The organism is Methylobrevis albus (assembly GCF_015904235.1).
Taxonomy (GTDB): domain Bacteria; phylum Pseudomonadota; class Alphaproteobacteria; order Rhizobiales; family Pleomorphomonadaceae; genus Methylobrevis_A; species Methylobrevis_A albus.
In genome coordinates this window covers 17,484-44,026 of sequence record NZ_JADZLT010000053.1, presented here as the reverse complement: position 1 = coordinate 44,026, position 26,543 = coordinate 17,484, and the positions used below count along the sequence as shown (strand labels likewise).

At 68.6% G+C, this 26,543-nt stretch carries 26 protein-coding genes; 6 read left to right on the top strand and 20 right to left on the bottom strand.

Annotation, left to right across the window (positions count from 1 at the left end):
• From I5731_RS15230 to I5731_RS15210, 5 genes are all read right to left on the bottom strand, one after another.
• Window positions 1-780 carry a TatD family hydrolase gene (locus I5731_RS15230; RefSeq protein ID WP_197312347.1) on the bottom strand — a complete coding sequence of 260 codons (780 nt, stop codon included), beginning with the start codon at window positions 778-780 and terminating at the stop codon, window positions 1-3.
• 137 nt (window positions 781-917) lie between these two features.
• Complete coding sequence (gene metG / locus I5731_RS15225; protein WP_197312266.1) at window positions 918-2,474, bottom strand: methionine--tRNA ligase; 1,557 nt, start codon at window positions 2,472-2,474, stop codon at window positions 918-920.
• Window positions 2,475-2,523: 49 nt separating this feature from the next.
• Entirely contained in the window at window positions 2,524-3,594 is a 1,071-nt protein-coding gene (locus I5731_RS15220; RefSeq protein ID WP_197312265.1) for a DNA polymerase III subunit delta', read from the bottom strand.
• Window positions 3,587-4,246: a dTMP kinase gene (gene tmk / locus I5731_RS15215; RefSeq protein WP_197312264.1), complete on the bottom strand. Its 660-nt coding sequence runs from the start codon at window positions 4,244-4,246 to the stop codon at window positions 3,587-3,589. The genes I5731_RS15220 and tmk overlap by 8 nt, the downstream gene beginning before the upstream one ends.
• Before the next feature lie 77 nt (window positions 4,247-4,323).
• Window positions 4,324-5,430 (bottom strand): D-alanyl-D-alanine carboxypeptidase family protein, encoded by a 1,107-nt coding sequence (locus I5731_RS15210; protein ID WP_197312263.1) that lies wholly within the window; start codon window positions 5,428-5,430, stop codon window positions 4,324-4,326.
• Window positions 5,431-5,609: 179 nt separating this feature from the next.
• Between I5731_RS15210 and I5731_RS15205 the strand changes: the two genes are divergently transcribed.
• Window positions 5,610-6,332 (top strand): hypothetical protein, encoded by a 723-nt coding sequence (locus I5731_RS15205; RefSeq protein ID WP_197312262.1) that lies wholly within the window; start codon window positions 5,610-5,612, stop codon window positions 6,330-6,332.
• Between the two features lie 49 nt (window positions 6,333-6,381).
• On the opposite strand, the gene I5731_RS15200 is transcribed toward I5731_RS15205, so the two are convergent.
• The 3 genes from I5731_RS15200 to I5731_RS15190 form a co-directional block, all read right to left on the bottom strand.
• Entirely contained in the window at window positions 6,382-7,758 is a 1,377-nt protein-coding gene (locus tag I5731_RS15200) for a septal ring lytic transglycosylase RlpA family protein (RefSeq protein WP_235981830.1), read from the bottom strand.
• Between the two features lie 426 nt (window positions 7,759-8,184).
• A complete protein-coding gene (locus tag I5731_RS15195; RefSeq protein WP_235981829.1) occupies window positions 8,185-8,628 on the bottom strand; it encodes a hypothetical protein in 444 nt (147 codons plus the stop codon).
• A 180-nt stretch (window positions 8,629-8,808) separates the two neighbouring features.
• Window positions 8,809-9,588 (bottom strand): DUF4394 domain-containing protein, encoded by a 780-nt coding sequence (locus I5731_RS15190; protein ID WP_197312260.1) that lies wholly within the window; start codon window positions 9,586-9,588, stop codon window positions 8,809-8,811.
• 171 nt (window positions 9,589-9,759) lie between these two features.
• Here I5731_RS15190 and I5731_RS15185 point away from each other — a divergent pair, with 171 nt between their 5' ends.
• Both I5731_RS15185 and I5731_RS15180 read left to right on the top strand, forming a co-directional pair.
• Complete coding sequence (locus tag I5731_RS15185; RefSeq protein WP_197312259.1) at window positions 9,760-10,335, top strand: sigma-70 family RNA polymerase sigma factor; 576 nt, start codon at window positions 9,760-9,762, stop codon at window positions 10,333-10,335.
• A complete protein-coding gene (locus tag I5731_RS15180) occupies window positions 10,332-11,057 on the top strand; it encodes an anti-sigma factor (RefSeq protein WP_197312258.1) in 726 nt (241 codons plus the stop codon). The genes I5731_RS15185 and I5731_RS15180 overlap by 4 nt, the downstream gene beginning before the upstream one ends.
• A 212-nt stretch (window positions 11,058-11,269) precedes the next feature.
• On the opposite strand, the gene I5731_RS15175 is transcribed toward I5731_RS15180, so the two are convergent.
• Window positions 11,270-11,971, bottom strand: a complete 702-nt coding sequence (locus I5731_RS15175) for an alpha/beta fold hydrolase (protein ID WP_197312257.1) — start codon at window positions 11,969-11,971, stop codon at window positions 11,270-11,272.
• Between the two features lie 261 nt (window positions 11,972-12,232).
• On the opposite strand from I5731_RS15175, the gene I5731_RS15170 reads away from it, so the two are divergent.
• Window positions 12,233-13,927, top strand: a complete 1,695-nt coding sequence (locus tag I5731_RS15170; protein WP_197312256.1) for a DEAD/DEAH box helicase — start codon at window positions 12,233-12,235, stop codon at window positions 13,925-13,927.
• A 321-nt stretch (window positions 13,928-14,248) separates the two neighbouring features.
• Window positions 14,249-15,316, top strand: a complete 1,068-nt coding sequence (locus I5731_RS15165; RefSeq protein WP_407941846.1) for a GGDEF domain-containing protein — start codon at window positions 14,249-14,251, stop codon at window positions 15,314-15,316.
• Between the two features lie 10 nt (window positions 15,317-15,326).
• On the opposite strand, the gene I5731_RS15160 is transcribed toward I5731_RS15165, so the two are convergent.
• The 10 genes from I5731_RS15160 to I5731_RS15115 all read right to left on the bottom strand — a co-directional run bounded on the left by I5731_RS15160 (window position 15,327) and on the right by I5731_RS15115 (window position 24,079).
• Entirely contained in the window at window positions 15,327-15,692 is a 366-nt protein-coding gene (locus I5731_RS15160) for a TfoX/Sxy family protein (protein ID WP_197312254.1), read from the bottom strand.
• 25 nt (window positions 15,693-15,717) lie between these two features.
• Window positions 15,718-16,383 carry a thiaminase II gene (tenA, locus tag I5731_RS15155; RefSeq protein WP_197312253.1) on the bottom strand — a complete coding sequence of 222 codons (666 nt, stop codon included), beginning with the start codon at window positions 16,381-16,383 and terminating at the stop codon, window positions 15,718-15,720.
• Window positions 16,384-16,397: 14 nt separating this feature from the next.
• The gene (sufA, locus tag I5731_RS15150; protein ID WP_197312252.1) at window positions 16,398-16,763 is read right to left on the bottom strand and encodes a Fe-S cluster assembly scaffold SufA; all 366 of its coding nucleotides are present in this window, start codon (window positions 16,761-16,763) and stop codon (window positions 16,398-16,400) included.
• Between the two features lie 118 nt (window positions 16,764-16,881).
• Complete coding sequence (locus tag I5731_RS15145) at window positions 16,882-17,298, bottom strand: VOC family protein (RefSeq protein WP_197312251.1); 417 nt, start codon at window positions 17,296-17,298, stop codon at window positions 16,882-16,884.
• Between the two features lie 9 nt (window positions 17,299-17,307).
• Window positions 17,308-17,688 carry an SUF system Fe-S cluster assembly protein gene (locus tag I5731_RS15140; protein WP_197312250.1) on the bottom strand — a complete coding sequence of 127 codons (381 nt, stop codon included), beginning with the start codon at window positions 17,686-17,688 and terminating at the stop codon, window positions 17,308-17,310.
• Window positions 17,685-18,920 (bottom strand): cysteine desulfurase, encoded by a 1,236-nt coding sequence (locus tag I5731_RS15135; protein ID WP_197312249.1) that lies wholly within the window; start codon window positions 18,918-18,920, stop codon window positions 17,685-17,687. Before I5731_RS15135 ends, I5731_RS15140 begins: the two co-directional genes overlap by 4 nt.
• Before the next feature lie 141 nt (window positions 18,921-19,061).
• Window positions 19,062-20,348, bottom strand: coding sequence for a Fe-S cluster assembly protein SufD (gene sufD / locus I5731_RS15130; protein ID WP_197312248.1), 1,287 nt, complete (start codon window positions 20,346-20,348; stop codon window positions 19,062-19,064).
• An 11-nt stretch (window positions 20,349-20,359) separates the two neighbouring features.
• Complete coding sequence (gene sufC / locus I5731_RS15125; protein WP_197312247.1) at window positions 20,360-21,115, bottom strand: Fe-S cluster assembly ATPase SufC; 756 nt, start codon at window positions 21,113-21,115, stop codon at window positions 20,360-20,362.
• A gap of 222 nt (window positions 21,116-21,337) precedes the next feature.
• Window positions 21,338-22,813, bottom strand: coding sequence for a Fe-S cluster assembly protein SufB (sufB, locus tag I5731_RS15120; protein ID WP_197312246.1), 1,476 nt, complete (start codon window positions 22,811-22,813; stop codon window positions 21,338-21,340).
• A gap of 60 nt (window positions 22,814-22,873) precedes the next feature.
• On the bottom strand, window positions 22,874-24,079 hold the full coding sequence (locus I5731_RS15115; protein ID WP_197312245.1) for a cysteine desulfurase family protein: 1,206 nt from the start codon (window positions 24,077-24,079) through the stop codon (window positions 22,874-22,876).
• 400 nt (window positions 24,080-24,479) lie between these two features.
• On the opposite strand from I5731_RS15115, the gene I5731_RS15110 reads away from it, so the two are divergent.
• The gene (locus I5731_RS15110; RefSeq protein WP_197312244.1) at window positions 24,480-25,130 is read left to right on the top strand and encodes an alpha/beta hydrolase; all 651 of its coding nucleotides are present in this window, start codon (window positions 24,480-24,482) and stop codon (window positions 25,128-25,130) included.
• Window positions 25,131-25,340: 210 nt separating this feature from the next.
• Here the strand turns inward: I5731_RS15110 and I5731_RS15105 are convergent, their stop codons facing one another.
• Entirely contained in the window at window positions 25,341-26,492 is a 1,152-nt protein-coding gene (locus tag I5731_RS15105) for an anhydro-N-acetylmuramic acid kinase (protein WP_197312243.1), read from the bottom strand.
• Between the last annotated feature and the right edge of the window lie 51 nt (window positions 26,493-26,543).

Sequence of the window (26,543 nt, the reverse complement as noted above, 5' to 3'; positions counted from 1 at the left end):
TCAGGGCCTCGGCACCTTGGCGAACAGCCGGAAGAAGTTGTCCGTCGTCTCGGCCGCGATGGTGGCGAGGTCGGTGCCGCGCGCCGCCGCGAGCGTCTCGGCGGTCTTCACGACATAGGCCGGCTCGTTGCGCTTGCCGCGATAGGCCTGCGGCGCAAGGTAGGGCGCGTCGGTCTCGACCAGCAGCCGGTCGGCCGGCAGGTCGGCCGCGATCGCGCGCAGCTCCTCTGAGCGCTTGAAGGTCAGGATGCCGGAGAAGGAGACGTAGAGCCCGAGCGCGATGCCCGCCTCGGCGAGCCGGCGCCCGGATGAAAAGCAGTGCAGCACCGCCGGGAAGGCACCTGCGGCCATCTCCTCGATGAGGATGGCGATCATGTCGTCGTCGGCGTCGCGGGAATGGATGACCAGCGGCAGGCCGGTGATGCGCGCGGCGGCGATATGATTGCGCAGCCCCTCCGCCTGAGCGGCGCGCGGTGCGCTGTCGTAGAAGTAGTCGAGGCCCGCCTCGCCGATCGCCACGACCTTGGGATGAGCGCTCAATCCAACGATATCATCAACGGTTACATCAAGCTCTTCATGTGCATTGTGAGGATGTGTCCCGACCGAGCAGAACACGTCCTGATAGGTATCCGTGATGGCGAGAAGCGTCTGCAACCGCTTGATCCTGGTCGAGATCGTGACCATGCGGGCAAGCCCGGCGTCTCGCGCACGGGCGACGATGCCGTCGAGATCTTCGGCGAAGTCGGGGAAATCGAGATGGCAGTGGCTATCGACCAGAATGGGGGGCACGGCAGGTCCGTCATGCAATTGGCGCGGATATCAGCTTTTGACATAGCTGCCGGCGGGACGGCTGTCGAGCGATGAGGAGGGAGGCGGGATCTTGCCTTGGGGCCTTCCCCCTCCCTGTCCCTCCCCCTTCACCCCGCCGCCTTCGCCTCGTCCGTCTCCACGTACCGCGGGAACACGCCCTGCGGCGCCGGCAGCGCGACCCCCCCGGGCAGCCGCCCGGCCGGGCCGAGCACCGTGAAGTCACGGGCGTCCGCCGGCACGGCGAGCAGGTCGAGCAGGCGACCGGCCGACTCCGGCATCACCGGCTGGGCGAGGATCGCGACCTGGCGGACGATCTCGGCGGTGACGTAGAGCACCGTCTCCATCCGCGCCGGGTCGGTCTTGCGCAGCGCCCACGGCGCCTGGCCTGCGAAATAGCGGTTGGCGTCGGCGACGACGGCCCAGACGACGTTGAGCGCCTGATGCACCTGCTGCATCGCCATCGCCTCGCGGCAGGCGGGAAGCATGGCGTCGGCGCGGGCGAGCATCGCCGCGTCTTCGTCGGAGAACGGACCCGGGGCCGGCAGCGTGCCGTCGAGGTTCTTCGCGATCATCGACAGCGAGCGCTGCGCGAGGTTGCCGAGGTCGTTGGCGAGGTCGGCGTTGATGCGGGTGACGATCGCCTCGTGGCTGTAGTTGCCGTCCTGGCCGAACGGCACCTCGCGCAGGAAGAAGTAGCGCACCTGGTCGCGGCCGTAGGCGTCGACGAGGTCCTTCGGCCCGATCACGTTGCCGACCGACTTCGACATCTTCTCGCCGCGGTTGAACAGGAAGCCGTGCGCGAACACGCGCTTCGGCAGCGGCAGGCCGGCCGACATCAAAAACGCCGGCCAGTAGACGGTGTGGAAGCGGACGATGTCCTTGCCGATGACGTGCAGGTCGGCCGGCCACCAGCGCTTGAAGCTCTCGCCCTCGACGTCGGGATAGCCGGCGCCGGTGATGTAGTTGGTCAGCGCGTCGACCCAGACGTACATCACGTGCTCCGGGTCGCCCGGCACCGGGATGCCCCAGTCGAAGGTGGTGCGCGAGATCGAGAGGTCCTTCAGGCCGCCCTTGACGAAGCTCACCACCTCGTTGCGCCGCTCCGCCGGACCGATGAACTCTGGATGCTGCTCGTAGAGCGCCAGCAGCCGCTCCTGGTAGGCCGAGAGGCGGAAAAAGTAGCTCTTCTCCTCGACCCACTCGACGGGCGTGCCTTGCGCGCCATAGCGCACGCCGTCGCGGACGATGGTCTCGTCCTCGCCGTAGAACGCCTCGTCGCGCACCGAGTACCAGCCGGCATAGCTGTCGAGGTAGATGTCGCCGTTCGCCTGCATCCGCTCCCAGATCGCCTTGCTCGCCGCATGGTGGCGCGGCTCGCTGGTGCGGATGAAGTCGTCGTTCGAGCAGCCGAGCAGCGCGACCATGTCCTTGAACAGCGGCGCGTTGCGGTCGGCGAGCTCGGCCGGGGTCAGCCCCTCGCGCCGGGCGGTCTGCAGCATCTTGATGCCGTGCTCGTCGGTGCCGGTCAGGAAATGCACGTCGTAGCCGTCGAGCCGCATGAAGCGCGCGATCGCATCCGTCGCCATCGCCTCGTAGGCGTGGCCGATGTGCGGAGACCCGTTGGGGTAGGAGATCGCGGTCGTGAGATAGAACGTCGGCTTCATGGGGTGAGGTGCCTTCCCGGCGGGCTCCGGCCCGCAAGCGCCCTCGATACTAACCCGCGGCCGTCTTCGCAAGGCATTGGGCAAGGCATTGGGCAAGGCACTGGACGATGTCGAGCACCGCCTGCTTGCGGTCGAGGTTCAGTCCCTCGGTTTCGGCGAGGATGCGATCGACCTCGCGCCAGGCATCGGCACAGGGGCGCACGGCCCCTGCCCCGCCCGCCGCCCGGGCCCGCATCGTGGCCGTCAGCCAGGCCCGCGCGAATTCGCCGACCATGCCCAGCGCATCGCTGCCCTTGCGGCCGGCGGCCATGTCGGCGAAGCGGTGCAGCGCGCGGCGGTCGAGCTTCGGAAAATCGCGGGTGAGCGTGTCGAAGGCGGCGGCGAGCGCCAGCGCGTCGCCCTCGAGGCACTCGGCGGCGCGGCGCGGGCTGCCTTCGGCAAGGCGGAACAGCGTGTCGCGTTCGGCCGCCGGCACGTCGAGCCCGAGACCCGCGAGGGCCGCGTCCATCGCGGGGGCATCGAGCGGCCCGAGGGCCAGCCGCCGGCAGCGCGAGCGGATCGTCGGCAGCAGCCGGCCGGGGGCATTCGAGAGCACGAAGAACATCGCCCGGGCCGGCGGCTCCTCCAGCATCTTCAGCAGCGCGTTGGCGGCGCTGGCGTTCATGTCGTCGGCGGTGTCGACGATGGCGATGCGAAAGCCGCTGCCGCCGGCGGTGTTGCCGAAGAAGCCAACGGTGCGGCGTACCTCGTCGACGGTGAGCTGGGTCTTGAAGCGCTTGCCGTCGTCGGCGAGCGGCCGGGCGAGATGCAGCACGTTCGGATGCGCCCCGTGCGCCACCTGGCCGGCAATGCGCGGATCGACGGGTTCGAGCGGCACCGTGCCCGCCGCCGGCGTGCGCGCCGGGTCGGCATGGCTGAGCGCGAAGCGGGCGAAGCGGAAGGCGAGCGTCGCCTTGCCGACGCCCTTCGGCCCGGTGAGCAGCCAGGCATGGTGCATGCGCCCGCCGGCGTAGGCCTCGTGCAGTTCGCGCGCGGCGGCGGTGTGGCCGAAGAGATGCGTCTGCTCGCGCGGCAGCGGCAGACCGTCGAGCGCATCGGCTTCGACCCCGATCTCAGCCATCGCCGAGGCCCTCCGGCAAACCGAGCAGCTCGGCGACGCGGCTTGCGACGTCGGCGAACACGGCATCGGCGTCGCGATCGGCGTCGATCACGGTGCAGCGCGCCGGTTCGGCCGCGGCAATGGCGAGAAACCCCTGGCGCCGGGCTTCGAGCAGCGGCAGGTCGGCGCTCTCGAAGCGGTCGGGTGTGTCGCTGCGCGCGCGGGCGCGCTGTTGCCCGCGCTCGGCGGCGAGGTCGAGTACGAGGGTGAGGTCGGGCAGCCGGCCGGCGATCGTCGCCGCCTCGATCGCGGCGAGCACGGCCGGGTCGAGATCGCCACCGATGCCCTGGTAGACCCGGGTCGAATCGATGAACCGGTCGCAGAGCACGATGGCACCGGAGGCCAGCGCCGGCTCGATCGTCTCGGCGAGGTGGTCGATCCGGGCAGCGGCGAAGAGATAGGTCTCGCCGAGCGCGCCGAGCGGCTTGGCCCGGCCGGACAGCAGCAGGCCGCGGATCGCCTCGGCCGCCGGCGAGCCGCCGGGCTCGCGCGTCGCCACCACGCTGTGGCCGCGCGCCTGCAGCCAGGCGGCGAGCCGGCGGAGCTGCGTCGACTTGCCGGCGCCGTCGCCGCCCTCGAAGGTGATGAAGCGCCCGTGGCGGCTGTTCGGCACGCGTCGCGATCCCGTTGCCCTGCCCCGGCCCCTGCCGGTGCGGTCGCCGCCGTTCTAGCAGTGCAGACCGGCCGGCGTCACCACCAGCCGACGAGGCTTTCGACCACCGCGTCGCGCGCCCGGCTCGAAAGGCTGCCGAGCGGCACGTCGGTCGAGGCGACCAGCGGCACCCGCCGGATCACCGTATCGGCGTCGCGGATCTCGAGCTCGGCCACCGGCGTGCCGGCGGCGATCGGTGCGATCACCGGGCCGTCGTAGACGATGCGCGCCGAAAGCCCGGAGCGGTCGCCGGCCGGGATTGTCGCGCTCACCCCCTCGACCGGCTCGACGGCGAGACGCGCCGCGGCGCCGCCATAGACCCGAACCGAGCCGACGCTGTGGCGGGCATCGAACAGCCGGGCGGGCGTATAGGCCGTGAACGCCTGCTCGACGAGCGCCTTGATGTCGCGCCGGCGCTGCTCCTCGCCCTTGAGGCCGTTCATCGCCAGCACGATGCGGCGGCCGTCGCGCTCGGCGGTGACGAGCGCACCGAAGCCGGCCGCCTCGTCGAAGGCGAGCATCATGCCGTCGCTGCCCGGCAGGTCGCGCAGATGGGTGCTCTTGTTGAGCTGGCGGATCTTGTTGAACGTGAACTCGGGCTGGCCGTAGAGCGCGGCGAGTTCCGGATGGGTGTCGCGGATCCACGCGGCGAGCCGGACAAGGTCGGCGATCGAGGTGGTGGCGCCATCCTGCGGCAGTCCGGTCGGATTGACGAAGCGGCTGTGCGTCAGACCGATCTTTCCGGCGAGCGCGTTCATCCGGGTCGTGAAACCGGCCTCGTCGCCGGCGATGCCTTCGGCGAGAATGATCGCGGCGTCGTTGGCGTACTGCACGACGAGGCCCTGCAGCAGGTCGGCGACGCTCGGCTGCGATTTCAGCGGGGCGAACATCGTGGTGACGCGGGCGGGCGCGCCGCCGGTGCGCCAGGCGTGTTCGGTGACGGGAAAGCGGGTGTCGAGAGTGAGCTCACCGGCCTCGATCGCCTCGAACACGACGGCGGCGGTGACGAGCTTGGCGAAGTTGCCGGGCGCAAAGGCTGCGTCGGTGTCGCGCGCGATCAGCGAGGTGCCGGTTTCGAGATCGAGCAGGAGGATCCGCTCGGCCTCGGTTTCGAGGGCGGCGGCGGGGTTCAGACTATCGAGCAAGATGAGTAAGACGAGTACCAGGGCTGCTCGGACGCCGTTCCACAGATCACCGAAGGGCCTAAACCGAACAATTCCCACAGCTAAGCTCCCTTTTTTTCAAGGCGCTCGAACAGCCGACTTGACTCACTCTAGGCGCTAAAAAATACTGCGAGAAAATGGCCGGACGGAGCAACCTGGCGATGATTGAGCCGGCACCACGCGTGGAACTTGGAAATCATATAATCCACTTTCGCCCCGGTAATAAGATCCTTGTTGTCACGTTCGATCACCTCGGCAAACCCCGCGAGCTAGAAACGCCCTGGGCCAGTGCGTTTGTCAGCAAACAGGGATGGTCCTTGCTCGGCATCACGACAAGAAACCCAGATTGGTTTCGCGCGAAGGATCTGCAAGCGCACATGATAGCCCTTGCCGAGACGGGTTTTTTTCAAAACTTCGACCGGGTGGTCTTTACCGGCCCTTCGATGGGCGGCTTCGGTGCGTGCGTTTTCTCGTCGCTCTCGCCCGGTGCCACGGTGGTCGTCACGAGCCCGCAGACTACCATGGATAAGCGAAGGGTTCCTTGGGACGAACGATATGCCAAAGCACGGCGCCAGAACTGGGACGGCCGGTTCGCCGACGCGGCAGAGGAAACGCAATCAGCGTCGAGCGTAATCGTCGTTTACGATCCTGATTTTGAGGAGGATCGGCGTCACGCCGAGCGTCTTCCCCAATCCATTACCATGCATCTGCATCTGCGAGGCGCTGGACATACGGTGGTTGCTACGCTTAGCAGAGCCGGTCTGCTCAAGACATTCATGCTGAAATCTATTCTCGGTGAAATGACGCCCGAGTTTTTCGCAGTCTTGACGCTGCCCATCACCAAAAAGTTCACTGCCCCCGAGGTTATCGAGCCCGCAGCCTAGACCACCGGGCCCAAGCTAGCAGCAGCAAAAACTCGGCACGACCCTCGTCTCAGCGCAGCAGCTTGGCGCCGCTGACGCCGGCCCTGGCGGCGGCGGCCATCGCCGTGTCGACGCTGACGCCGTCGGCGAGCGCGACGATGCGCACACGCTTCAGGGTACGCGAGCCGGCGGTGACGTCGTCGACGGAGACCTGGCCGAACGCGGCCAGCTGGTCCGCGACGCGTGCGGCGTTGGCGGCTTCGGCGAAGACGCCGAGCTGGATGATCGCGCCGGCGGCCTTGGGCGCAGCGGCGGCGGGCTGGGCGCGCAGCTGCATGCGGGCGGCGAGATCGGAGAGTTCCATGCCGCTGTCGAAGCCGTCGACGGCGGCGTAGGCACCGTCGATGCGCTCGGCGGCGTAGGAGCTGCGCTGCGCGGGCAGTTCCGGCGGCAGCGGCACGATCACGCCGGGCATCGCCGCGGCGGCGGGTTCGGCGTCAAAGGCGGTGGCGGGCGTCGCCATGATGGCGGCGGCCTCGTCGGCGCCGCGCATCGAGGCCTGGATGACCGGCAGCGGCTCGTCGGCATTGGCGGCGACGAGGGTCGGCGCAAGGGTCGTGGCGGGCGCGGCGGCGACCATCGTGGTCGCGGCGCCGGCGGCGAAGAAGGCTTCCGCCGGGTCGGCGGCGGCAACGACGATGTAGTCGCCTCCGGTCGCGGCCAGCGCCGGACGCGGCGGCGGCAGGGCGGCGATCAGCACGGTCTGGGCCGGCTGGGCGACGACGGGCGCGGCGGCCGGCGCCTTCGCCGGGGCCGCCTTCCGCGCGACGCCCGGCAGCGGCTGGGCGCTGGCGAACATCGTGCTCGGGGCGCTGCTCGGCAGCGCGTCGGCCGGACCCTGATAGGAGGCCATCAGATAGCCGGTGTCGTCACCCTCCTTCGGAGCGCGGCCGACATAGTCGATCTTGACCTTGGCAACACCGGCGCGGCGCACGCCGAGCAACTCGGCGGCCTTCTTGGAGAGGTCCAGCACGCGGTTGCCGTGGAACGGGCCGCGGTCGTTGACGCGGACGATGACCGAACGGCCGGTGGTGACGCTGGTGACGCGGGCGTAGGACGGCAGCGGCATCGTGGTGTGCGCGGCCGACAGGTGGTTCATGTCGTAGATTTCGCCGTTGGCCGTGTAGCGGCCGTGGAAGGCGTCGCCGTACCAGCTCGCGAGGCCGGTGGCGGAATAGCCGGGTTGTTCCCGGGGAATGTAGCGCTTGCCGGCGACCTTGTAGGGTTTGCCGACCATGTCGCGGCCACCGCCCTTGGGGATCGGTGCACCGGCGACGACGACGCGGGGGCTGGCCTTGACGCCGAGCTTCGGGTCGACCTTCGCGGCGGTCTGCGTGGTCGCGGTCTTCGTCGCGATCTTGCCGCTGGTGGAAGCACAGCCCGCCAATCCAAGGGAAGCAATCAGCGCTGTCGCCGCCAGGTGAAAGAAACGGAACCGGCCCGATACGGAGCTCGATTGCAGAGCGTTGCCCTGGGACTGCGTCATGCGTCTGTCAGCCTCTCACCGATCCGGAAGGTCCAGCACAGCGGCGCGAAGCCAAGCTGAAGCGAACCTCGAATCCGACGACACCCGATCGAGACGTGCACAATGTGACGCTGCCTCTTAAGGAATTCTTAAGCAGCGCCGGACGTGCCGTCCTTCGATGGGGTCGTCCCCGTCCTCGATCCGCCCGATGGGAATGGAGAGAGGCGCCAGGTCTTTTCCCGTCAAGCACATGGTGCTTGCGGCGAGACTTCGCGGCGTCCTCCGGATCCCTCTCGAACAGGCCCGGATACCGACGCCGCGACAGATGCAGGTAGCATACCGACGTGGTCAGTCCCCGATCCGGGCCTCACCTTCTAGCCCGTCATCCCGCTTCCAGTAAAGCATCGTTTCGCTGCGGCGCTCGAGCACGAAGCACTGCTGCTTGCCGTCGTACCAGGTCTGCCACTGCTGGCAGAGCTGGTTGGCCTCCACCCACCAGCGCCCGGAATCGGTCGGCCGCATCATCCGGCCGAGCCCGATCGCCTCGCCCGAACCGTCCACCGTGCCGTTGGTCTGGTAGTGCAGCGGGAACTCGCCGCCGAGCGGCGTCTGCAGGTAGATGCGCTTGCCGGCGACCGTCTCCTTGATCTCGTCGGTCGTCATCGCCGCTTGTGCGGTGGCGCAGGCGAGCACGCCGGAAAGCGCCGCGACGGCAACCGTAATGATGCCCCGGGGCCGGCCGTGACGGGGGGCCTGAGCGAGGGTCGTCTCATCGGTGGCGATCGGTTTCATGCTGGTCTCCATGCGATCGATGTCTTTCGCCCGGTGATCTACGCAGCCGGGGCCGTCCCGGTTTCAGGAACGGACGGACCTTGCGAGCCTCGCAACGGCTAAACGCGCCGGAGGATCTCCCCCGGCGCGTCGCGCTTCACCCGTCCATCCCCGTGTGGCCGGTCGCCCGGCCGTGGCGGATCAGCTCTGCGGCAGGACCGCGATGTCGCGCACGTTGCCCTCGACGCCCTCGATCATCGCCGCTTCGGTCGCAGCGCCGGTCTCGAGGTTGACGGAGAACAGCGTGTTGCCGCTCATCAGCCAGGCCTCGTTGCCGCCCTGCCCGTCCGACTGGATGTCGAAGCCGACGGTGTCGCCGAGCTCGACGTCGAGCTTGCCGATCGCCTTCAGCGTGCCGTCGTTCGGCGGAACCTGCTGGATCAGGCCGCCGATGGTGCCGTCGATGTTGTAGAGCGCGGTGCTCTCGGTGCCGGCGTAGGAATTGGTGTAGGCGCCCGCGATGATGTTCGCGGTCTCGCCGGCGTGCATGTCACCCTCGGCGAAGGCGTGGCGACCGTCTTCGGTCACGGCACCGCCGGTGATCTTGGTGCGCAGGTTGGCGCCGTCCGAGGCCATGATGCGCAGGGCGTCGGCAGCCGGGTTGAAGTCGACCGTGACGGCGGCGGCGCCGGTCGGCACCATCTTCAGCGTCTCCACCTTGGTGGCGGCGCCGGTCATCGGGTCGATGGTGGCAACGGTGCCGTCTTCGAACAGGCCGTACAGCATGCCGTCGGCGGGACGCACGTCGATGCCGAGCAGGCGGCCTTCGACGCCGCTGACGAAATTCGAGCCGGTAACGCGCTTCGCCTCGGTGTCGACGATGGCGATGGTGTCGTCACCCACCAGCGCGGCGACGTTGGCGGCGAAGGCGGGGGCAGCGCCGGCGAGGAGCATGGCGGCAGTGGCGGCGAGAATTTTCATGGTGCTCGTCTCCCTTTGATTGGTCCCGCTCGTTGGCGGGGTCGAAGGGGATACCCGCGAGGTCGGCGTACGGATGCAGCGGGCGCCGAAAATTTTTTCAGGTGCATCCGAAGCGGCCTCGAATGTGTACTTTCCCAAAACGCCCCCGGCCGAGGCTGCCGGCGATTCCTCATGACTGTCCGGAGAAGACGGGTGACGGACGCAAGCGACGACGACCGATTCCACGCCGATGCGCTGCTCGCCTGCGCCGGCGGAGACCGTGCCGCCCTGCGCGCGCTCTATGACCGCGAAGCCTCGCGCATGCTCGGCATTGCGCTGCGCATCCTGCGGCGGCGCGATCTCGCCGAGGAAGCCGTGCAGGACGCCTTCGTGCAGATCTGGCGCAAGGCGGCGAGCTTCGACACCGCCCGCGGCGATGGACGGGCCTGGATGTTCGCCATCGTGCGCAATCGCGCGCTCAACATCCTGCGCGACGGGCGCCGCGAAGACCTGCTGCCCGACCCGATGGGGAGCGAGATCGCCGACGACGCGCCGGACCCGGAAGCGATCGTGTCGCGGCTCTCCGACACCAGCCGCCTGCGCCGCTGCCTCGAGGGGCTGGAACCGCGCCGGCGCGCCGGCCTCGTGCTCGCCTATACGCACGGGCTGAGCCACGGCGAGATCGCGGCGAGGCTCGCCGTGCCGCTCGGGACCGCCAAGTCGTGGATTCGGCGCGCCTTCCTGTCGCTCAGGGAGTGCATGGGATGACCGTGTTCGACGATCCCGACGCCGCCGCGGCGGACTATCTGTTCGGCCAGATGAATGAGGCCGAGACGCTCGCCTTCGAGGATGTGCTGGCGCGCGATGCCGCGCTCGCGGCGCTCGTCCGGCGCTGGCGCGGTGTGCTCGGCGAGCTCGACCTCACCGCGCCGGAACTCCCGGCGGACGATGCGCTCTGGCAGCGGATCGTTGCGGCGACGGCGGCTGCGCCGCAGCCGCGGCCCGCGCCGGCCAGGGCCGCGCCGCGCGGCTGGCTCGCCGGCCTCTGGGACAGTCTGCCGGTCTGGCGCGGCGTCGGCGCCGCGGGGGCGCTGGCGAGCGCCCTGCTCGCGGTCGCGAGCGTGACGCTGCTACAGCGGCCGGCGAGCGACGTCCGTCTCGTCGCCGTGCTCGTCGCCGACGGGGCCACGACGCCTGGCGCGCTGGTCGAGATCGGCAGCGACGGCCGCGCGCGGCTGCTGCCGCTGGCCGAGATCCCGGTGCCGGAGGGCCGGGCGCTGGAAGTCTGGACCCTGCCCGATCCCACCACCGGCCCGGTCTCGATCGGCCTGATCGACCGCGCCCGCCAGACCGGCCTCGCGGTCGGCGACCTGCCGCCGCCGACGGCGGGCCAATTGTTCGAGATCACCCTCGAGCCCGCCACCGGCTCGCCGACCGGCCGCCCGACCGGGCCGATCATCTACAAGGGTCTGACGACGGAAGCGCTCTAGGCCGGGCGCAACGTTCTCGCGAGACGATGGATGCCGCCCGGTGCGAACCGGCGGCAGATCCATGTGCTCTCCCGAATAACTCCCTGATCCGACGATCGTATTTGAGGACCGTGCCGGCTCGCGCCGCCCGGAGCCAGCTGGCTTTTTACATGTCAACACAACCTGGAGACGTGTAAAATCGGGCCGAAAATGCGGTTGTATAGCCGGCTAACTCACTTCGACAGGAAGTCTTCCAGCAGGTCGGCGAGCCGGTCGGGAGCCTCGATGGTGGAGAGGTGCCCCGTGTCCTCGACGACCACTTTCCGGGCTTCGGGGATCGCCTCGGCCATCTCCGCGGCGAGGTCCGGCGGCGTGATCTGATCCTCGGCGCCGACCACGACGAGTACGGGGCAGCGGATCGCGCCGAGCAGCGGCCGCGAATCCGGCCGGCCGATGATCGCCCGCTGCTGGCGGACGAAGGCGGCGGCGCCGGTCTCGTGCGCCATGCTGTGGACGAGGCCGACGGCGGCGGGATCTGCGGCGGCGCGGCGGCCGAGCAGCATCGGCACCTGCAGCCCGGGGATCTCCGCAAAGCCCCCCTTCTCCGCCAGCGCGATCAGCCGGCGGCGCCGTTCGGAGGCTTCCTCGGTATCCGGGCGTGCGGTGGTATCGAGCAGCGCGAGCTTTGCCACACGCTCCGGTGCCTGACGCAGGATCTCGAAGGCGACGTAGCCGCCCATCGACAGGCCGACCACCGCAAAGCGCGGCGGGGCGTCCGCGAGCACCCGCGCAGCGATCGCGGCGAGGTTGTCGTCCTGGCGATGATCGGCAATCACGACGGGCGCGGACGACCCCAGACGCGCCGTTTGGGCGGCATAGAGGGCAGCCGTACAGTTGAGGCCGGGGATCATCAGGATCGGGTCGGCTGATTGCATGGTCCGCTGTCCTTCATCGTGTGGAAGTTTTCGTGGCTCAGGGTATTTGGTCGCAGGACACCTCGGAAAGTGTGTCCGCATGTCCGCCATGCGGCGGAAAATCCCGGATTTCCGGCATAAACGATTGACAATACAGTGCGCATCCCTATGTTCCGTGTCGTCCGGCCCGCTAAGTTCACGTCGAGCTCCGGACCAGCGAGAGCGATCGGTGACATCAGACCGTCGTCCGACGCCGCAACCGGCGCAAATCCGAAAGACCCGATGACATTTTCCGAACTTGGACTGAGCCCGAAGGTTTTGACCGCCGTCGAGGCATCCGGCTACACGATTCCGACGCCGATCCAGGCGGCCGCGATCCCGCACGTCCTGCAGCGCCGCGACATGATCGGCGTCGCGCAGACGGGCACCGGCAAGACCGCGTCCTTCACCCTGCCGATGCTGACGCTGCTCGAGCAGGGCCGCGCCCGCGCCCGCATGCCGCGCACGCTGATCCTCGAGCCGACGCGTGAACTCGCGGCGCAGGTCGAAGAGAACTTCGTCAAGTACGGCCTCAACCACCGGCTGACCGTCGCCCTGCTGATCGGCGGCGTCTCCTTCGACGAGCAGGAGAAGAAGCTCGATCGCGGCGCCGATGTGCTGATCGCGACCCCGGGCCGCCTGCTCGACCATTTCGGCCGTGGCAAGCTGCTGCTGAACGGCGTCGAGATCCTGGTGATCGACGAAGCCGACCGCATGCTGGACATGGGTTTCATTCCGGACATCGAGCGGATCTGCAAGCTCTGCACGCGTCCGCACCAGTCGCTGTTCTTCTCCGCGACGATGCCCGCCGAGATCCAGCGTCTCGCCGACACCTTCCTGAACGACCCGGTCAAGATCGAGGTCGCCCGCCCGGCGACCACCGCGAAGACCGTGACGCAGTATCTCGTCAAGGTCGGCCGCGAGCCGCAGGACAAGCGCGACGCCCTGCGTGAACTGATCGCCGGCGCCACCGATCTCAAGAACGCGATCGTGTTCTGCAATCGCAAGCGCGACGTCGCGACGCTCTACCGTAGCCTCGAGAAGTCCGGCTTCAACGTCGGCTCGCTGCATGGCGACATGGAGCAGCGGGCGCGCATGGCGACGCTCGATGCCTTCCGGAAGGGCACGCTGACGCTGCTGGTGGCCAGCGACGTCGCGGCCCGCGGCCTCGACATTCCCGAGGTCAGCCACGTCTTCAACTTCGACGTCCCGACCCACGCCGAAGACTACGTCCACCGCATCGGCCGCACGGGTCGCGCCGGGCGCAGCGGCACGGCGATGACCCTCGTCGCGCCGTCGGATACGAAGTACATCGCCGGGATCGAGAAGCTGATCGGCGAGACGATCACCTGGTTCGGTGGTGATGTCGCCGTGGCCGAGGTCGAGGCGCCCGAGGTTGCCGAAGAGGCGGCCGCCGCGCCGGCGACGAGCTCGCGCCGTCGTGGCTCCGGCAGCGCCGATCGCGACAGCGACGGTGATCGCAGCCGCGGTGGTGGCGGCAACCGCCGTGGTGGTGGTCGCGGCGAACGCCGCCCCGCCGCCGCAGCCCCGGTTGCAGCGGAAGCCGCGCCGAAGCCGGAAGCCGCCCCGCAGCCGCGCAAGGCCGAGGCCGCCCCGCAGCCGCGCCGTACCCCGGCCGCCGAGCCCGCGCCTGCGCGCCGGGCCCAGGCGGCCGAGCCGGCCGCGCCGCGCCGCGCGCCGGCAGAGGCTCCGGTGCGCCAGCAGCCCGAAGACCGGCGCCCCCAGGCCGCCGCGCCGCAGCCGCCGGCCCAGCCGCGCCGCGAGGAGCAGCGTCCGGCCGGCCGCCGCGACGACTTCGGCCAGCAGCGCCGTCGTCACCGTCCGGACTTCGAGGACGACGTCAAGGTGATCGGCCTCGGCGATCACGTGCCGGCCTTCCTGCTGCGCCCGGTGCGCGTGGAGAAGCAGGCCTCCTGATCCATCCGGTCGGGCATTGCGATTTCGAACGGCCGGCGCCCTTCAAGGCGCCGGCCGTTTGCGTGCGAGCCGCCTCGAATCGGAGGAATGTGGAACGGCCGCGTCGCGCGACAGGAATATCGGCGGGACGAAACCTATTCGCGCGCTGCGGTGCGGACTGCGCACCCGGAGTTGAACAGTCGTCTAAGAATGCTCTGTCAAGCGCGGAAACATACCCGTTACCGACGTCGGTGAAGGCTCAGTTAACCAGCCTTTCAGCGTTTCCGGGTCAACATGCGTTTGCAGCGGCCAGAAGGGCCGCGGCGTCGACGGATGGTCAGAATGACGTCTCGCGAGGAATTCCAGAGAACGATCGTATATGGCGAGGCTGCCATCGGGCAGTTGAAGCGGAATGAAATCCCGGCCTACCCTCGTCATTACGAGCTTTGGTATACGTATTGCGCCGGGTTCAATCACGCATTGAACAAGGCTGTGAACGATATACTCCGGACGCGCGGATCGATCACGCTCGACGAAATACATCAGATCTATGGTCAGTTCCTGTCGCCCAATCGGCTCGGCGACCGGATCGACGAGGTCGGCTCTAAGATCTCCAAGGAAATCACCGGCGTGGTCGATGCGATGGAATCGTCGCTCGCCTCCACGTCGCTCTATTGCAACTCGCTGAACGGTGCCACGAGCGAACTCGCCCTCAACGCGACCGATTCCGGCGAGGTTCGGCGCATCGTCGATACGCTGATCGTCGCGACGCGCGAGACGGAGACGACGAACCGCAAGCTCGAAGCCCAGCTCGCCGAATCCCGCCGCCAGATCGCCGAGCTGCACGAGAGCCTCGACGCCATCCGCTTCGAATCGCTGACCGACGAGCTGACGACGCTCGCCAATCGCAAGCATTTCGACCAGTCGATCGAGCGCTCAATCCAGCAATCGGAAGAGTCGGGTGAGACCTTCTCGCTCCTCGTGACCGATATCGACCACTTCAAGAAGTTCAACGACAGTTACGGCCACCAGACCGGCGATCAGGTGCTGCGTCTCGTCGGCCTGTCGGTGAAGCAGAACATCAAGGGCCAAGATATCGCTTGCCGCTACGGCGGCGAGGAGTTCGCGATCATTCTGCCGCGCACGCCGCTGGAACAAGCCGCGACGGTCGCCGACCAGATCCGCGTCGCGGTGATGGCGAAGGAGCTGATCAAGCGCTCGACCAACGAGAACCTCGGCAACGTCACGATCTCGATCGGCGTCTCGTGCTATCGGCGTCACGACACGCCGGCGTCGGTCATCGAACGGGCCGACGCCGCGCTCTATCTCGCCAAGCGCACCGGGCGCAACCGCATCTGCACCGAGGTCGATCTCGAGTTCGACCGGAACGCGCCGGGCCGGGTGGCCTGACCTCATCCGGTCAGGCCGTCGGCTTTTTCGGCCGTCGTGGGGCCTTCCGCGTCGCCTCCGCCCGCCGCGCCACGGCGACGGCGGTTCGCGCCCAGTCGAGGAACGCGTCGGGCTCGTCCAACAGCCGCTCGGGCGCACGCCAGTAGCTGAGTTCGACCGTGCGCTCGCCCGCGACATAGGAAAACGGCGCGCAGCCCTCGGCTTCGAAAGCCGGACGCGTCTCTGGATCGGTCTTGAAGTGGAGCACGTCGCGAATGACGATCGCGAACATCAGCCCGTCGTGAAAGAGGCCGATCCCGCCGAACATGCGCCGGGTCGTCACGCCGCCGAGCGGCTCGAGCAATTCGGCGAGGTAGTCGTCGAGCCCGGCCGCCATCCACCCCTCCCCGCCCGGTTCGGCGTCAGCGGGACTCGTCCAGCCCCATCTGCCAGAAATCGGCTTCGAGGCGGCAAGCCTGCGCGAAGATCGCAGTGAGGCCCTCGAAGCGCCGCTCGGTCAGCGAGTAAGCACCGAGGTCGTCGAGCTTGGCAATGGCCGACGCCGCGACATCCTGATAGGCGTCGCCCGCATATTCGGCGATCCACTCGCGGTAGGGGTTTTCAGGTGCCGATCCGGCGGGCGCCGCGGCCAGCCGGCGCGCGATTTCGGCATAGCCGATCACGCAGGGCGACAGCGCGACGTGCAGATCGAGCAGGTCGCCGCGCAGGCCGGTATCGATGACGAAGCGGGTGTAGGCCGTGGTCGCCCGGGCTTCCGGCGTCGCCTCCAGCATCTCGGGCGAAAGGCCCCAGGCGGCGCACAGCTTGACGTGCAGGTCCATCTCGACGTCGAGGATCGCCGAGACGCCGCGATGCGCCGAGCGCATGTCGGCGAGGGTGCGCCCCTTGAACACGGCGAGGGCATAGGCCCGCGCGAACTGAATCAGGAACAGATAGTCCTGAACGAGGTACGTGCGAAACGCCGCGGCGGGCAGCGTACCGTCGCCGAGGCCGGCGACGAAACGGTGTTCGGTATAGCTACGCCAGTCGTCGCCGGCCGCAGCCTTCAGCCGTTCGAAGACGCGCATCGTTCCGGCGATCGTCAGGCGTGTTCGGCGGGCTTCAGGCTGACGGACTCGCCGCAGCCACAGGCCGACACCTGGTTCGGGTTCTTGAAGACGAAGCCGGATTTCAGCGCCGTCGTCTCGAAATCCATCTCGGTGCCGAGCAGGAACAGCACCGCCTTCGGATCGACGAACACGGTGGCGCCCTTGTCCTCGACGCGCTCGTCGCCGGCGCGGGCCTCGGTGACGTAGTCCATGGTGTAGGCCATGCCGGCGCAGCCGCCGTTCTTCACGCCGATGCGGATGCCGAGCACCGCGTCGTCGGCATCCTCGACGATCTCGCGCACCCGCTCCGCGGCGCGCTCGCTGAGTGACATGACATTGAGCTTGGCTCTGATACCCATCGTCTGATCCTTCGCAAATCCCGATCCGGTTCAAGGCCGGATGCGATCCGTCGTATCCCTTAGATAGCATCGACGGGCGTTACGCCCAAGACCGCCGTGGCGATCCCTGCCCTGCGGCTCAGTAATTCGGCCAGACGCCCGGCGTCGCGAGTTCGACCAGATGGCGATCGGGGTCGCGGAGGTAGAGGCTCTGGCCGCCGTTCGGCCAGCTCACTTCCGATTCGATGGCAATGTCGTTGTCCGCCAGGCGGCTGCGCCAGTCGGCGAGACTGCCCGCCGGCACGGCGAAGGCGATGTGGGTCGGGCCGCGGCCGTCGTGCGGCGGGATGATGCCGCCCGGCAGTTCGACCGGCTCGGTCGTGTCGCCGGCGATGAACAGCAGCAGCACGCTGCCGGGCCCGAGGTCGAACGCGAGGAAGCGGTAGTCGCCCATCATGACGCCGAGTCCCAGCACCGTCTCGTAGAACTGCCGGGCGATGCCGAGGTCGGCAACGTAGAGGCAGGTTTCGAGCAGGCCGGTGACGCGGGGAGCCATTGCAGATCCTCAGTACATGTTGAGCGCGACCTGCGCTTCTTCCGACATCCGGTCCTGCGTCCACGGCGGGTCGAACACCATGCGCACCTTGACGTCACCGACCCCGGCGACGGCGCCGACGGCGTTCTCGACCCAGCCCGGCATCTCGCCAGCGACCGGGCAGCCCGGTGCGGTCAGCGTCATGTCGATCTCGACGGTGCGGTCGTCCTCGATGTCGATGCGGTAGATCAGGCCGAGCTCGTAGATGTCGGCCGGAATCTCCGGATCATAGACGGTCTTCAGCGCCGCGATGATGTCGTCGGTCAGCCGCTCGATTTCCTCGGGCGGGATCGCCGAAGCCGCCGGCACGGCGCCGGTCTCCGGCGCCTTGGTCTCGTCGGTCGTCGTCATGCGAACATCCTCCGGGCCTTTTCCAGCGCTTCCGCCAGAACGTCGATTTCGGCGCGCATGTTGTACATCCCGAAGGACGCCCGGCAGGTCGAGGTGACCCCGTAGCGGGCGAGCAGCGGCTGGGCGCAGTGGGTGCCGGCGCGCACCGCGACGCCGGCGCGGTCGATCACGGTCGCCACGTCGTGCGCATGGGCACCCTCCATGCTGAAGGCGACGATGGCGCCCTTCTCCGGCGTGGTGCCGAAGATGCGGATCGCGTTGATCGCCGACAGGCGCTCGTGGGCGTAATCCCGCAGGCCTTCCTCGTGGGCGAGAATCGCGCGGCGGCCGACCTGTTCCATATACTCGAGCGCGGCGCCGAGCCCGATCGCCTGGACGATCGGCGGCGTGCCGGCCTCGAAGCGGTGCGGCGGCTCGTTGTAGGAGACGTAGTCCTCGGTGACGTCGCGGATCATCTCACCGCCGCCCATGTAGGGCGGCATATCGGCGAGCAGCGCCGCCTTGCCGTAGAGCACGCCGATGCCCGTCGGGCCGTACACCTTGTGGCCGGTGAAGACGTAGAAATCGGCGTCGAGGTCGCGCACGTCGACGGGGAGGTGCACGGCGCCCTGACTGCCGTCGACCAGCACCTTGACGCCGTGGGCGTGCGCGATGCGGATGACGTCCTTCACGGGGACGACGGTGCCCGTCACGTTCGACATGTGCGTGATCGCGACGACCTTGGTCTTCGGCGTGATCAGCTTCTCGAATTCGTCGAGCAGGAAGGTGCCGTCCTCGGCGATCGGCGCCCACTTGATCACCGCGCCCTTGTGCTTGCGGTGGAAATCCCACGGCACGATGTTCGAATGGTGCTCAAGGATCGAGAGGATGATCTCGTCGCCCTCCCCGATCACCGAGCCGCCGTAGCTCGCCGCGACGAGGTTGATCGCCTCGGTCGAGGAGCGGGTGAAGATGATCTCGTCGATGCTGCTGGCGTTGAGAAAGCGGCGCACGGTCTCGCGCGACTTTTCATAGGCGTCCGTCGCGGCGTTCGAGAGGTAGTGCAGCCCGCGGTGGACGTTGGAATACTCTTCCGTATAGGCCCGCATGATCCGGTCGAGCACCTGCTTCGGCTTCTGGGCCGAGGCGCCGTTGTCGAGGTAGACCAGCGGCTTGCCGTAGACGGTGGTCGAGAGGATCGGGAAATCCTGCCGGATCCGCTCGACGTCATAGGTCTCTGCGAGGACATCCATCTTGTCGGTCTCCTGCAACCCGGCGCCGGCCGCCCGGGGTTTCGGGCGGCAGCCTGCCGGGTGCGGCGATCTCTGCGACCGCCTGTCCATCGTCGTCCTGCCGGCGGTGGCCCGGGCGCCGGCCACGCGCCCGGCGCCGTTTCAGCCGGCCGCGCGGCCGGCGAGCCAGCCGTCGACCTCGGCCGCCAGCGCCGCCTTCAGCGCCTCGTCCGGCACGTCGTCGAACACTTCCTCGACGAAAGCGGCGATCAGCAGCTGCTCGGCGACCGGTTTCGGCACGCCGCGGGCCATCAGGTAGAAGAGATGGTTCTCGTCGATCTCGCCGCAGGTGGCGCCATGGCCACAGGCGACGTCGTCGGCGAAGATCTCCAGCTCAGGCTTGGTCATGAACTCGGCGCGCTCGGAGAGCAGCAGCGCGTTCGCCATCATCTTGCCGTCGGTCTTCTGCGCGCCGGGGCGGACGAGGATCTTGCCCTGGAACACGGCTTTCGCCTCGTCGGTGGCGACGCTCTTGAACGTCTCCTTGCTGGTGCCACGCAGCGCCGCGTGGTCGACGAACAGCGTGGTGTCGCCATGCTGGCGCCCCTGCAGCAGGCCGGCGCCGAACAGCTGGGCCTCGGCGTCGTCGCCGGTGATCGACAGCCCGATCTCGAAACGCCAGAGTTTTGCGCCGAGCGAGACCGAATGCAGGGCGATCTTCGAGCCTTCGCCGAGCGAGATGTCGAGCCGGTCGAAGCGGGTCGCCTTGTCGCCTTCGCGCTGCAGCCGGACCAGCGTCACCTCGGCACCGTCCTCGACGACGAGGGTCAGCGAACCGGAGGCAAGGTAGTCGGTGTCGGCCGGGCCGCTGGTGCGGTCGATCAGCAGCAGCTTCGCGCCGGCCGCGACCGTGACGCGGTGGGCGAGATGGGCCTGACCGCCGCCGACCACGGCCGACTGCAGTTCGATCACCGCGGCCGCGTCACCGGCCGGGGCGACGTAGAGCATCGCGCCGTCGGAGGCGAACGCCGTGTTGAGGCTGCTTACGCTGTCGGCGAGGCCGGCGGGGGTCGGCAGCGTGATCGAGCCGGCGCTCGCCGCCTCGACGAAGCTCTGCAGGATCACGCCGGCGGGCAGCGCCTCGGGCGTCTTCGTCAGGCGGCCGTTGGTGAAGCCTATGACGGTGGCGGCATCCGTCAGGGCAGCGCCGGTCGCGTCGGCGGCGAAGATCGCCAGCGGCGGGACGCTGCGCACCAGGGCGCGCAGGTCGGTGTAGTGGTAGGCCTCGATGCGGCGATGCGGCAGGCCCTCGTCGCGCACCAGCGCGATCGCGGCGCGGCGCGCGGCGGCGATGTCCGGCGTGCCCGGCAGGCCGGCGGCGGCGGCGTCGAAGACGGCCGGAAAGCCCTCTTCGGCCGGCGTCTTCATGCGGATGGGTTCGGCGCTCATGGTGCTGTCCTTCACGCCGCGACGTCGACGAAGTCGGCGTAGCCGTTCTTCTCGAGCTCCAGGGCCAGTTCCGGTCCACCGGTCTTCACGATGCGGCCCTTGGAGAGCACGTGCACCACGTCCGGCACGATGTGGTCGAGCAGGCGCTGGTAGTGGGTGATGACGATGAAGGCGCGGTCGGGCGAGCGCAGCGCGTTGACGCCTTCGGAGACGACCTTCAGCGCGTCGATGTCGAGGCCGGAATCGGTCTCGTCGAGGATGCAGAGCTTCGGCTGCAGCAGCGCCATCTGCATGATCTCGTTGCGCTTCTTCTCGCCGCCGGAGAAGCCGACATTGAGCGGACGCTTCAGCATGTCGGACGAGATGTTGAGCTTCGCCGAGGTCTCCTTGACGAGGCGCATGAAGTCCGGCGTCGTGATCTCGGACTCGCCGCGCGCCTTGCGCTGGGCGTTGATCGCTGCCTTCAGGAACGTCATCGTCGCGACGCCGGGGATCTCGATCGGGTACTGGAAGGCGAGGAAGAAGCCCGCCGCGGCGCGCTCGTCCGGGCCGAGCTCGAGGATCGACTCGCCGTTGAACAGGATGTCGCCCTCGGTGACCTCGTAGTCGTCCTTGCCGGAGAGCACGTAGGACAGGGTCGACTTGCCCGAGCCGTTCGGCCCCATGATGGCGTGCACTTCGCCCGGCTTCACGACGAGGTCGATGCCGTTCAGGATCTCGGTGCCGTCCTCGGCGATGCGGGCGTGCAGGTTCTTGATTTCGAGCATGGGTCTTCTTTCCGTTCAGAGGCCTCGACGCGCCAGGGCGGAGGCCGTGGTCAATCATTGTGTCCTGGACGTCATGGTCCGCGCAGGCGGACCATCCACGAGGTTCACCAGGTTTCGGCCGGGACGGACTTGCCGAGGGGCTTTCGTGGATGGTCCGCCTTCGCGGACCATGACCACATCATCGGACGCCTGAACTCGGCGCCGGCCCCCATGCGTCGGCCGTCAGCCGACGCTCCCCTCGAGGCTGATGCCGATCAGCTTCTGAGTCTCGACCATGAACTCCATCGGCAGATGCTGCAGCACGTCCTTGACGAAGCCGTTGACGATCAGCGCCACGGCGTCCTCCTCGGAGAGCCCGCGCGAGGTGCAGTAGAACATCTGGTCGTCGGAGATCTTCGACGTGGTCGCCTCGTGCTCGAACACCGCGGAGGAGTTGCGGCTCTCGATATACGGCACGGTATGTGCACCGCAGTTTTCGCCGATCAGCAGGCTGTCGCACTGGGTGAAGTTGCGCGCGTTGGTCGCCTTGCGGTTCGCCGAGACGAGGCCGCGATAGGTGTTGTTCGAGTGGCCGGCCGAGATGCCCTTCGAGATGATCCGCGAGCGGGTGTTCTTGCCGAGGTGGATCATCTTGGTGCCGCTGTCGACCTGCTGGCGGCCGTTCGAGATGGCGATCGAATAGAACTCGCCGACCGAATTGTCGCCGCGCAGGATGCAGCTCGGGTACTTCCAGGTGATCGCCGAGCCGGTCTCGACCTGCGTCCACGAGATCTTCGCGCTGTCGCCGCGGCAGTCGCCGCGCTTCGTCACGAAGTTGTAGATGCCGCCCTTGCCGTTCTTGTCGCCCGGGTACCAGTTCTGCACGGTCGAGTACTTGATCTCGGCGTCCTTCAGGGCGACGAGCTCGACCACGGCCGCATGCAACTGGTTCTCGTCGCGCGTCGGCGCGGTGCAGCCTTCGAGGTAGGAGACGTAGGAGCCCTCGTCGGCGATGATCAGCGTGCGCTCGAACTGGCCAGTGTTCTTCTCGTTGATGCGGAAGTAGGTCGACAGCTCCATCGGGCAGCGGACGCCCTTCGGGATGTAGACGAACGACCCGTCCGAGAAGACGGCCGAATTCAGCGTCGCGTAGAAGTTGTCCGAGGTCGGGACGACCGAGCCGAGGTACTGCTTCACGAGCTCAGGGTACTCGCGCACCGCTTCGGAGAACGAGCAGAAGATCACGCCGTGCTTGGCGAGCTCGGCGCGGAAAGTGGTGACGACGGAGACGCTGTCGAACACCGCGTCGACGGCGACCTGGCGCTGGCCGTTCTCGACACCGGCGAGGATTTCCTGCTCGCGCAGCGGAATACCGAGCTTCGCATAGGTCGCCAGCAGCTCGGGGTCGACCTCGTCGAGGCTCGACGGGCCAGCCGTCTTCTTCGGCGCGGAATAGTAGTAGAGATCCTGGAAGTCGATCTGCGGATAGTCGACGCGGGCCCAGGTCGGCTCGGTCATGGTCAGCCAGCGCCGATAAGCGTCGAGCCGCCATTCGAGCAGCCACTCGGGCTCGCCCTTCTTGGCCGAGATGTAGCGCACCGTGCTTTCGTCGAGGCCCTTGGGGGCGCGTTCGGACTCGATCTCGGTCGTGAAGCCGTACTTGTACTTGTCGACGTCGATGGCCGAGACGGTTGCAATCGTCTCCTGAACCGCAGGCATTTTGTTACTCCATCCGAGGCGGTTTCAAGGACCGCGGGATTTCCAGAACTCAAATGACACTCAGGCCGCGCGAACGCCAGTCCGCGGGCTCATATCTCCATTGCCGGGGGCGGCGGAGCGGGAGAAGTCGGCACCGATCCGGCGCCAGACCACGAGGAACCGCTCAAGATCCGCGTCCGTCGTCGACAGACCGAAGCTCACCCTGATGCCGCTCCTCGCCATATCGTGATCGAAGCCCATCGCCGCAAGCACGTGCGACGGGCCGACCTTGCCCGACGAGCAGGCCGAGCCGGACGACACCGCGATCCCGGCGAGGTCGAAAGCGATCGTCGCCTTTTCGGCGCCGAGGCCCGAAACGCCGAAACAGAGCGTGTTCGGCAGCCGCTCGGCGCCCGCCCCAAAAACGACCGCATCCGGCGTCGCAGTGAGCACCGCCGCCTCCAGCCGTTCGCGGCGCCCGTCCCAGCCGTCCGTCGCCACTTCTGCGGCGGCGGCCGTCGCTGCCGCGCCGAAGCCGGCGATCGCGGCGACGTTCTCGGTGCCGGCCCGGGCGTAGGTTTCCTGGCCGCCGCCGGTGACGAGCGGCGCGAAGCTCCAGAGTTCGGACGCCCGCACGATCGCGCCGGCGCCCTGGGGCCCGCCGAACTTGTGAGCGGACAGCAGCAGCGCGTCCGCGCCGAGTGCGCCGAGGTCGACCGGGATCCTGCCCGCCGCCTGCACCGCGTCGCAGACCAGCAGTCCGCCGGCGGCGTGCACCAGGGCCGCCGCTTCGGCGACCGGCTGGATGACGCCCGTCTCGTTGTTCGCGAGCATCAGCGCGACCAGCACCCGCTCGCCCGCCTCCGACGCGGCCGCGAGCCGGCTGCCGAGGGCGGCGAGGTCGAGCCGGCCGGCCCGGTCGACCGCGACCTGCTCGACGGCGGCGGGCGCGAAGCGGCCGCCCTTGAGGACGGCGGCGTGCTCGATCGCGGAGACCAGCAGGCGGTCGAAGCGGACAGGCTTGCCGGCATAGCTCCAGTCCGGCGTCAGCAAGGTCGCCGCCGCCTCGGAGCCGCCGGAGGTGAAGGTGACCGTGGCGGGCGCCGCGCCGACGAGGCCGGCGACCGCGCGCCGCGCCGCGGCGACGGTGGCGCGGGCGAGACGCCCCTCGCCGTGCACGGAGGACGGATTTCCGGCCCGGCCGAGCGCGTCGATCATCGCCGCCCGCGCGCAGTCGCGCAGCGGGGCACCGGCGTTGTGATCGAGGTATAGCCGCGGCTCTGGCATGGTTCTCCGCAATCGATGGCCGCAGCAGTCGGCGGCCGAAGCTTCCCGGGATCGTTTGCGCGGCTGACTTGTCTTGCCGCGCAACGACCACATCTACACGATCGATGCCGGTCCGGTGTCGGCAAACTCGGTACGAACCGGCCCGGACCCCGGATCGATTTTTCTTGACGCGCGGCCCGGCCACGCCGCATGTGCGGGACGAACACGCAATTCGGTTCCGGAGTTTCCCGTTCCTGCAACGGCAGTCGAGCCGTCGGTGAACTGGCGCTCCAGTTTCGAATTGTTCTAAAGAACTTTTAGGCAACGGCCGTCGCCGAGTCAAGGCGAGGGCTAAGCATTTCCCCGTGCTGCGGCCGGCCCCGCGGGCCATCGGGCCGACACACGAGCACCGAAGAGAACGATGCCCGAAGTCATCTTCAATGGCCCTGCCGGCCGCCTCGAAGGCCGCTTTCAGCCGGCCACCCGCCGCAACGCCCCGATCGCGATGATCCTGCATCCACATCCGCAGTTCGGCGGAACCATGAACAACGCGATCACCTATCGCCTGTTCTACATGTTCAAGGAGCGCGGCTTCGCGGTGCTGCGGTTCAATTTCCGCGGCGTCGGCCGCAGCCAGGGCGTGTTCGACCATGGCTCGGGCGAACTCTCCGATGCCGCCTCGGCGCTCGACTGGGTGCAGGGCGTGCATCCCGACGCCCGCTCGTGCTGGGTGGCGGGCTTCTCGTTCGGGGCCTGGATCGGCATGCAGCTGCTGATGCGCCGGCCGGAGATCGAGGGCTTTATCTCGGTCGCCCCGCCGGCCAACCTGCACGACTTCTCCTTCCTCGCGCCCTGCCCCTCGTCGGGCCTGATCGTGCACGGCGATTCCGACAAGGTGGCGCCGCCGAAGGACGTGCAGACGCTGGTCGACAAGCTGAAGACCCAGAAGGGCATCGTCATCGAGCAGCGCACGCTGCCGCAGACCAACCACTTCTTCGAAAAGCAGCTCGACGAGTTGATCGACATCTGCGGCAACTACGTGGATCGGCGCCTGGCGATGGTGTCGGCGTAAGCCGGGGTCCGGGGGCGGCGGAAGCGCCGCACCCCTCATCCGACCTTCGGCCACCTTCTCCCGCAAGGGGAGAAGGGGTCGCGGCGGGTTCGGTGCATGGTCACCGACCGCGCCTCGGAAGCCTCATCGAAAATCGCTGCCAAGTTCCCTTCTCCCCTCGCGGGAGAAGGTGGCCGAAGGCCGGATGAGGGGTACGCCCCATCCTCCCCCTCACGGATGCGCGATCACTCCGCCCACCGTCGGCACCATGACCCCCGTCGTCCCCGGAAACGTCACCGGCAGCCCGGCCAGGCGCCGCGCGGCGAGGTAGCCGAAGGCCTGGGCTTCGACGAAATCCCCCGCGATGCCGACGCTGTCGGCTGTTACCGTCCGGATCCCGCTTCTCGCCGCGATCATCGCCACCAGCACCGGATTTCGCGCGCCGCCGCCCGCGACGACGATCGTTTGCGGCGGGCTGGGCAGCAGCCTGATCCCGGCCGCGACCGACGCCGCCGTGAAGGCGGCGAGCGTCGCCAGCGCGTCGGGGGTTTGCAGCTTTTCGACCGCATCCGGCGAAAAGGCGTCGCGGTCGAGGGATTTCGGGAACGGCTCGGCGAAAAAGGGATGCTCCATCAGATCGGCGAGCACGGCCTCGTCGACCCGGCCGCCGGCCGCGATCCGGCCGCCGTCGTCGTAGCCGAGGCCGGCCCGGCGGCGCAGGAGGTCGTCCATCAGGGCGTTGCCGGGTCCGGTATCGAAGGCGAACAACGCGTCGGCGTCACCGAGAAAGGTGACGTTGGCGACGCCGCCGACGTTGAGCACGGCGACGGGCAGCGGCAGGTCGGCGCGGGCGACGAGGGCGCGGTGGAAGATCGGCACCAGCGGCGCCCCCTGCCCGCCCGCCGCGACGTCCGCGGCGCGCAGGTCGTAGACGACCTGCAGCCCGGATGCGGCCGCGAGGCGCTGGCCGTCGCCGATCTGCACGGTGAGGCCGCGCTCGGGCGCATGGAACACGGTCTGGCCGTGGAACCCGATGACGTCGGCGGTGATGCCCGCGCGCGCCGCCGCGGCGACGAGGTCGGCGACCACGGCGATGTGCGCCTCGGTCACGACGTGCTCCGCCGCGGCGATCGGCTCAGGACGGTCGGTGCGCGCCAGCACGTCGCGCGCGGCCGGCAGCGCCGCGGCGATCGCGGCGCGCTCGTCCCCGGCGTAGGGGCGGAACAGCGTCGGGCCGATGTCGGTGACGGTCAGCCCATCGGTGAGAAGCAGCGCCGCGTCGACGCCGTCCATCGAGGTGCCGCTCATCAGGCCGAGCGCCCAGACGGGCTTCTCGAGCACGCGCCCGGCCGAATCGGCAGTCCTTGCCTCGTCGCGATGCATCGGTGGCTCCTTCCCCGGTGAATTTCCTGCGCGTCTCTGCTAAGGACGCGC

What these genes read in the sequence shown, in the direction of transcription:
- sufC (WP_197312247.1), bottom strand. Translation starts at nt 21,115, where the DNA reads ATGCTCGAAATCAAGAACCTGCACGCCCGCATCGCCGAGGACGGCACC.
- sufB (WP_197312246.1), bottom strand. Translation starts at nt 22,813, where the DNA reads ATGCCTGCGGTTCAGGAGACGATTGCAACCGTCTCGGCCATCGACGTC.
- I5731_RS15175 (WP_197312257.1), bottom strand. Translation starts at nt 11,971, where the DNA reads ATGCAATCAGCCGACCCGATCCTGATGATCCCCGGCCTCAACTGTACG.
- I5731_RS15170 (WP_197312256.1), top strand. Translation starts at nt 12,233, where the DNA reads ATGACATTTTCCGAACTTGGACTGAGCCCGAAGGTTTTGACCGCCGTC.
- I5731_RS15185 (WP_197312259.1), top strand. Translation starts at nt 9,760, where the DNA reads ATGACTGTCCGGAGAAGACGGGTGACGGACGCAAGCGACGACGACCGA.
- I5731_RS15110 (WP_197312244.1), top strand. Translation starts at nt 24,480, where the DNA reads ATGCCCGAAGTCATCTTCAATGGCCCTGCCGGCCGCCTCGAAGGCCGC.
- I5731_RS15165 (WP_407941846.1), top strand. Translation starts at nt 14,249, where the DNA reads ATGACGTCTCGCGAGGAATTCCAGAGAACGATCGTATATGGCGAGGCT.
- I5731_RS15190 (WP_197312260.1), bottom strand. Translation starts at nt 9,588, where the DNA reads ATGAAAATTCTCGCCGCCACTGCCGCCATGCTCCTCGCCGGCGCTGCC.
- I5731_RS15140 (WP_197312250.1), bottom strand. Translation starts at nt 17,688, where the DNA reads ATGACGACGACCGACGAGACCAAGGCGCCGGAGACCGGCGCCGTGCCG.
- I5731_RS15180 (WP_197312258.1), top strand. Translation starts at nt 10,332, where the DNA reads ATGACCGTGTTCGACGATCCCGACGCCGCCGCGGCGGACTATCTGTTC.
- I5731_RS15135 (WP_197312249.1), bottom strand. Translation starts at nt 18,920, where the DNA reads ATGGATGTCCTCGCAGAGACCTATGACGTCGAGCGGATCCGGCAGGAT.
- I5731_RS15195 (WP_235981829.1), bottom strand. Translation starts at nt 8,628, where the DNA reads ATGAAACCGATCGCCACCGATGAGACGACCCTCGCTCAGGCCCCCCGT.
- I5731_RS15160 (WP_197312254.1), bottom strand. Translation starts at nt 15,692, where the DNA reads ATGGCGGCCGGGCTCGACGACTACCTCGCCGAATTGCTCGAGCCGCTC.
- I5731_RS15220 (WP_197312265.1), bottom strand. Translation starts at nt 3,594, where the DNA reads ATGGCTGAGATCGGGGTCGAAGCCGATGCGCTCGACGGTCTGCCGCTG.
- I5731_RS15145 (WP_197312251.1), bottom strand. Translation starts at nt 17,298, where the DNA reads ATGGCTCCCCGCGTCACCGGCCTGCTCGAAACCTGCCTCTACGTTGCC.
- sufD (WP_197312248.1), bottom strand. Translation starts at nt 20,348, where the DNA reads ATGAGCGCCGAACCCATCCGCATGAAGACGCCGGCCGAAGAGGGCTTT.
- I5731_RS15115 (WP_197312245.1), bottom strand. Translation starts at nt 24,079, where the DNA reads ATGCCAGAGCCGCGGCTATACCTCGATCACAACGCCGGTGCCCCGCTG.
- metG (WP_197312266.1), bottom strand. Translation starts at nt 2,474, where the DNA reads ATGAAGCCGACGTTCTATCTCACGACCGCGATCTCCTACCCCAACGGG.
- I5731_RS15105 (WP_197312243.1), bottom strand. Translation starts at nt 26,492, where the DNA reads ATGCATCGCGACGAGGCAAGGACTGCCGATTCGGCCGGGCGCGTGCTC.
- I5731_RS15205 (WP_197312262.1), top strand. Translation starts at nt 5,610, where the DNA reads ATGATTGAGCCGGCACCACGCGTGGAACTTGGAAATCATATAATCCAC.
- sufA (WP_197312252.1), bottom strand. Translation starts at nt 16,763, where the DNA reads ATGGGTATCAGAGCCAAGCTCAATGTCATGTCACTCAGCGAGCGCGCC.
- tenA (WP_197312253.1), bottom strand. Translation starts at nt 16,383, where the DNA reads ATGCGCGTCTTCGAACGGCTGAAGGCTGCGGCCGGCGACGACTGGCGT.